Source organism: Halomonas sp. 707B3 (assembly GCF_024158645.1).
In the GTDB taxonomy this organism is placed as follows: domain Bacteria; phylum Pseudomonadota; class Gammaproteobacteria; order Pseudomonadales; family Halomonadaceae; genus Vreelandella; species Vreelandella lionensis.
In genome coordinates, this window is sequence record NZ_JAMZBE010000191.1 from 1 (window position 1) to 5,792 (window position 5,792).

Consider the following 5,792-nt stretch of genomic DNA (forward strand, 5'->3'; position numbering starts at 1 on the left):
GACCACTAGACGAATGGGACGTGCTGGAGCGGGAAAAGAGATTCGAACTCTCGACCCTCGCCTTGGCAAGGCGATGCTCTACCACTGAGCTATTCCCGCAACTCCGATACCTTAACGATTTAAGTGGCGTCCCATAAGGGGTTCGAACCCTTGTTACCGCCGTGAAAGGGCGGTGTCCTAGACCACTAGACGAATGGGACGTTTCATTGCCTCGTCGAGGTGGCGCGTATGTTACCCAGACCTCATCTAGCTGTCAAGCACTCTGATATCAAAACGTTGATTGGATGACGATTTGAGGATTTATCATCGCGCGCCTTGCGTGCGCAATCATAGTGCCGGGCGCTGCTTTTTTCACCTCTATCTCGCATCATTGCGGTGCATCGGCTTTTTCCAATGTCAGCTGCGGTTAGGTAATCCCCTCTCTAAAGTAACGACAAACCGCTAAAAATCTTTCATTTTGAATAAAATCGATTTTTTGGCACGCCCCTTGCAACTTCGTTAGTGAACAAACGACGTGTCTTATTTGCTAACCCTCGTTTACTCCTGACTGCTTGAGGTGCCTTATGTCCTTTACCCGTCGCAAATTCCTCACCACCGCTGCGCTCACCTCCACCGCTGGCTTGGTGCTGGGCGCACCCTCTATTGCGAAAGCCCAGTCTTCCGAACGGTTTAACTGGCGCATGACCAACGCCTACAGCCCCGGCTCACCTTTCTATGTAGAAGGCCCCGGCAGCCCCACCGATGTGATTGCCAAAATTAACGCCATGTCTGGCGGGCGTTTAAACATTCAGCACTTTTCTGCGGGTGAACTGATTCCTGCATTGGAAGGGTTCGAGGCGGTGCAAAGCGGCACGATTCAAATGAACGCGGCCAACAGCTACTTCTGGTCGGGCACTACGTTCGCTGCCCAGTACTTCACCACCGTGCCCTTCGGTATGAGTTTTATGGGCCACATGGCCTGGCTGTACCACGGCGGCGGCTTGGAGCTATGGGAAGAGGTCTACGCGCCCTACGGCATGATCGCTCTGCCGCTCAACAACACCGGCGTGCAGATGACCGGCTGGTTCCGCGAGCCGATTGAAGACATCGGCCAATTGAACGGCCTGCGCATGCGCGTACCCGGCCTGGCAGGCAAGGTGTACTCAGCGCTGGGGGTCGATGCCCGTGTACTGCCCGGCGGTGAAATTTTCCCAGCGCTGGAGCGTGGCGTGATTGACGCCGCTGAATTCGTTGGCCCTTACCAGGACCGCCGCATGGGGCTGCAAAATGCGGCCAAGTTCTACCACACCACCGGCTGGCACGAACCTTCCACCACCGGCGAGCTGCTGATTTCCAAGCAGCACTGGGACGAACTGCCTGATGACCTGAAGATGATCGTGAAGAGCGCCTGTATGGCAGCCTGTCTGGAAAGCGTGACGTGGTCAGAAGCGGTGAACGGCGAAGCAATGACCGACCTTGTTGATAACCACGGCGTGACCGCCAGCATGCTGCCGGAACCCGTAGTGAGCGCCCTGCGCGAAGCCACCATGGACACACTGGCCACAGAAGCCAACGCCGATCCACTGGTGCGCAAAGTACACGATAGCTACATGGCCTTTAAGGCCAACCATGACCGCTGGGCAGGCGCCAGCGAACGTGCTTGGTTAAACGACATTATCGGGGTGTGATATGCAAGCCGTGGAACGTGTTGTCCACGGGATCGAGGCGGTGGTCCGGCTGTTTGGCTGGATCGCCGCTTGGACCTGCGTGGTACTAGTGGCCCTGGTCGCAGGCGATGTGGTGATGCGCTACTTTTTCAGCATTGGTGCCGTATGGCTTCAAGAGCTGCAGTGGCACTTAATCTCCCCCATTGCTCTGTTTGGTATGTCGTATCTGCTGTTTATGGGCGAACAGGTGCGGGTCGATGTGTTTTATGAGCGCTTCCCAGTGGCGCTACAGCGGGTAATTGAAGTGATTGGTGGCCTGCTGCTGCTCGCCATGGGGCTGTATATCGCTTGGCTCACGCTGCCCTGGGTGGAACAGTCCTACCTACGTAACGAAGCTTCCCCCAACCCTGGCGGCCTACCGCTTCGCTGGGTGCTCAAAGCCCTGATCCCCTTTGGCTTTCTCTTATTGGCAATGCAGGGCTTGGCCCACGCGCTGCGCCAAGGGTTTGCCCTTCCAAGCCGAGGTGAATAACGCATGTCTCCTAATGAGTGGCTCGCGATCGGTATGATCGCCGCCTTTTTTGTGCTGCTGATCATTGGTATACCGGTGGCCATCAGTATTGCCGTCACCGCCTTTGTGTTTGGCTATTTGGGCTTTGGCCCAATGCTGTTCAACCTGTTGCCGTCACGCATTTATGGGGTAGTGACGAACTACACCTTTATGGCGATACCGCTATTCGTATTTATGGGGGTCATGCTAGAGAAGTCGAAACTGGCCGAAGAGTTAATCGATGTGATTGGCCACCTGTTCGGCGGGATTTCCGGCGGTATGGGCGTGGCGATTATTTTCGTGGGTGTACTGTTAGGAGCGGCCACCGGTATCGTGGGTGCCACCATCGTCACACTTGGCCTGCTCACCCTGCCTACCTTGCTGCGCCGCGGCTATCCCAAAACCTTGGCCACCGGCATGATCTGCGCATCAGGTACGCTGGGGCAAATTATCCCTCCTAGTTTGGTACTGATTCTCTTAGCAGAAATCCTCGGCGAATCTGTTGGTACTATGTTTGCCGCCGCGATGGTGCCTGGCTTGGCGCTGGCAGGCATCTACATCGTGGCAATTTTAGTGGTAGCCCAACTCTACCCTGGCATGATGCCGCCCATTCCCGCTGAAGAGCGGGCCCAGCTCAGCAAGAAACGGCTGCTGTATAAAGTGGTCACCGTGGTCGGCCCACCGGTAGGGCTAGTATTCGCGGTCTTGGGTTCCATCATTGGCGGTATTGCCGCCCCAACCGAAGCCGCCGCAATGGGCGCGCTGGGGGCGCTTGTGTTTGTTGCCTGCTCGGGACGCTTAACCGTATCGCTGTTGAGCGAAGTGGCCAAAGCCACCTTGGTGATCTCCGCCATGGTGTTCTTTATTTTGATCAGCGCTCAGGTGTTCGGCCTCGCGTTCCGGGGCTTGGGCGGCGAGCACTTGGTCGCACGGATGTTTGAGTGGGTGCCCGGTGGAGAAGTCAGCGCCCTGCTGTTCATGCTGCTGCTGATGTTTGTACTTGGCTTTTTCCTGGAGTGGATTGAGATTAGCTATATCGCCCTGCCGCTCTTTTTACCCTTCTTCGTGCAGATGGGCGTGGATATGGTGTGGCTGGGCATTTTGGTGGGGCTGGTGCTACAAACGTCGTTTCTTACTCCACCGTTTGGCTGGTCGCTGTTTTTCTTGAAAGGCGTGGCGCCTAAAGAAGTCTCCACCCTAGATATCTACAAAGGGGCGCTGCCGTTTATCGGGCTACAGTTTTTAGCCGTGGCGCTGGTGTTTATCTTTCCAAGCATTGCCACGTGGCTGCCTAACGCCATTGGCTGGTAACCACAACCAATAACAAAGGACTTTTCAATGCTCCATACCCAACGTAGTTACGGCGGCAGCTGTGTCGCGCCGCACCACCTTGCCGCGAGCGCCGGTCGCGATGTATTAAAGCAAGGCGGCAATGCCGTCGAAGCCATGGTCGCCGCGGCGGCGGCCATCGCCGTGGTCTACCCGCATATGAATGCCTTGGGGGGCGATGGCTTTTGGCTGATTCACGAGCCAGGCAAAGCACCAGTGGCCATCGACGCCTGCGGCCCTGCCGCCCAACTCGCCAACCGTGATTTTTACGCAGGCGAGTCGCAGATCCCTGAACGTGGGCCAAAAGCCGCGCTTACCATGGCGGGCACTACTAGCGGCTGGCAGGAAGCGCTCAACGTAGCGGCAGGCTGGGGTAAAGCACTGCCGCTGCCCACGCTGCTGGCCGATGCCATTCGCCATGCCGATGAGGGCATTGCTGTTTCTCAAAGCCAGGAAACGCTCACCGCCAAACACCTGGAACGCCTGAGCCAAAGCCCCGGCTTTAGCGATGCGCTGCTGCTTAACGGCCAAGTTCCCCGTGAAGGCGAGCGCCTGCGCCAGCCGCGCTTGGCCAATACGTTAAAGCGCTTGGCCAGTGCCGGGCTGGATGATTTCTACCGTGGCGAGCTTGCCGCCAGCATGGCGAAGGATTTAGAGGCTCTAGGCAGCCCGCTGCGCCTAGACGATTTTCACGCTTACCGCGCTCAGCAAGTCACACCGCTGCACGTACAACTCAATGACGCTACGCTGTATAACCTGCCCGCACCGACGCAAGGCATGGCGTCGCTGATGATTTTGGGCATTTACGAGCGCATTAAAGCCGCCGAGCCCAACGGCTTTGACCACCTGCACGGGTTAATTGAAGCCACCAAACGCGCCTTTATGCTGCGCGACCGCTACGTCACCGACCCACACCGAGTGCCCACGCCGCTGCAAGAACTGCTCAGCGAAGAGCGCATTGGTGCAGAAGCCGCCGAAATTAACCCTGCCCAGGCGCTGCCTTGGCCCTATGAACCCGCGCCCGGCGATACTATTTGGATGGGCACTATCGACAGCGAAGGCCGCTCGGTGAGCTTTATTCAGAGCATCTACTGGGAGTTTGGTAGCGGCGTGGTGCTGCCTGAAAGCGGCGTGCTGTGGCAAAACCGCGGCATTAGCTTTTCTCTCAACCCAGACGATTTACGCGGCTTAGCCCCTGGTCGCAAACCCTTCCATACGCTTAACCCGGCGCTGGCGCTGTTTAACGATGGTCGCACCATGGTGTACGGCACCATGGGCGGCGAAGGCCAGCCACAAACCCAGGCAGCGGTGTTCTCCCGCTACGCGCTACACGGCATGCCGCTGCAGCAGGCAGTCACCGCACCGCGCTGGCTATTAGGCCGCACCTGGGGAGAGTCCAGCACCAACCTGAAGTTAGAAGAGCGCTTTGATGACCGCTTAGTGAGCGCACTTGCCACCGCAGGCCACGACGTAGAAGTACTGCCCGAGGCCTTCAGCGACACCATGGGCCACGCAGGCGGCATTGTGCGCCACCCAGACGGGCTGATTGAGAGCGCTCACGACCCTCGCAGCAACGGCGGTGCTGCGAGCGTATAAAGCCCACTGGCGGATTTTGCCACTTCCGCACATGCTGAACTTGGGCAGGCAGCCTATTGTCATTAGCCATAAGACGGCCTAACGGTGATAGGCTAGTCTGCCAAGTAAGCCTCTGATTAACGGTAACCAGAGGGAGAGGAGACCCCCATGGCGAAAATAGAAAAATCCCCCGACGAATGGCGCAAGCAGCTCACCCCAGAGCAGTACCGGGTTGCACGGGAGAAAGGCACCGAACGGCCGTTTACCGGTGACTACCAAGTGAGCGATGCCCAAGGTATCTATCACTGTGTTTGCTGCCACGCGCCGCTATTTGAAAACGAGCACAAATTCGATGCGGGCTGCGGTTGGCCAAGCTTTGACCGCCCGTTAGGTGCCCGCAGCGTAGAAGAGAACCGCGACACCACCCACGGCATGATTCGTACCGAAGTGGTGTGTTCCCACTGCGATGCCCACCTAGGCCACGTATTTCCCGATGGACCGCCAGACACCACCGGCTTGCGCTACTGCATCAACTCGGTCTCGTTAGAGTTTCACCCTGACGAGTAACCCCTGAAAGGAAGCACGGCAAGGCGGGCACCATCTGCTAGAATGGTCGCCCGCTTTTTTATGCTTGTATTTTTGCGCTTGTAGGAGAAACCCATGCTCGGCTGGTTCCCCGGACATATGAACAA

Annotated in this window: 5 protein-coding genes and 2 tRNA genes; 5 read left to right on the forward strand and 2 right to left on the reverse strand. The window is 57.5% G+C overall.

Annotated features, from left to right (window positions below; genetic code table 11):
• Nucleotides 1–24 precede the first annotated feature (24 nt).
• Both BIS10_RS16950 and BIS10_RS16955 read right to left on the reverse strand, forming a co-directional pair.
• Nucleotides 25–99 (reverse strand) — tRNA-Gly (locus tag BIS10_RS16950).
• Between the two features lie 25 nt (nucleotides 100–124).
• Nucleotides 125–200 (reverse strand) — tRNA-Glu (locus BIS10_RS16955).
• A gap of 363 nt (nucleotides 201–563) precedes the next feature.
• Here BIS10_RS16955 and BIS10_RS16960 point away from each other — a divergent pair.
• The 5 genes from BIS10_RS16960 (at nucleotide 564) to msrB (ending at nucleotide 5,667) form a co-directional block, all read left to right on the forward strand.
• Nucleotides 564–1,667 (forward strand): TRAP transporter substrate-binding protein, encoded by a 1,104-nt coding sequence (locus tag BIS10_RS16960; RefSeq protein WP_253507040.1) that lies wholly within the window; start codon nucleotides 564–566, stop codon nucleotides 1,665–1,667.
• A 1-nt stretch (nucleotide 1,668) separates the two neighbouring features.
• Nucleotides 1,669–2,178, forward strand: coding sequence for a TRAP transporter small permease subunit (locus BIS10_RS16965; RefSeq protein ID WP_083026565.1), 510 nt, complete (start codon nucleotides 1,669–1,671; stop codon nucleotides 2,176–2,178).
• 3 nt (nucleotides 2,179–2,181) lie between these two features.
• On the forward strand, nucleotides 2,182–3,507 hold the full coding sequence (locus BIS10_RS16970; RefSeq protein WP_062373659.1) for a TRAP transporter large permease subunit: 1,326 nt from the start codon (nucleotides 2,182–2,184) through the stop codon (nucleotides 3,505–3,507).
• A gap of 27 nt (nucleotides 3,508–3,534) precedes the next feature.
• Nucleotides 3,535–5,121, forward strand: a complete 1,587-nt coding sequence (locus tag BIS10_RS16975; RefSeq protein WP_253507043.1) for a gamma-glutamyltransferase family protein — start codon at nucleotides 3,535–3,537, stop codon at nucleotides 5,119–5,121.
• A 147-nt stretch (nucleotides 5,122–5,268) separates the two neighbouring features.
• A complete protein-coding gene (gene msrB / locus BIS10_RS16980; protein ID WP_083026567.1) occupies nucleotides 5,269–5,667 on the forward strand; it encodes a peptide-methionine (R)-S-oxide reductase MsrB in 399 nt (132 codons plus the stop codon).
• Nucleotides 5,668–5,792 lie beyond the last annotated feature (125 nt).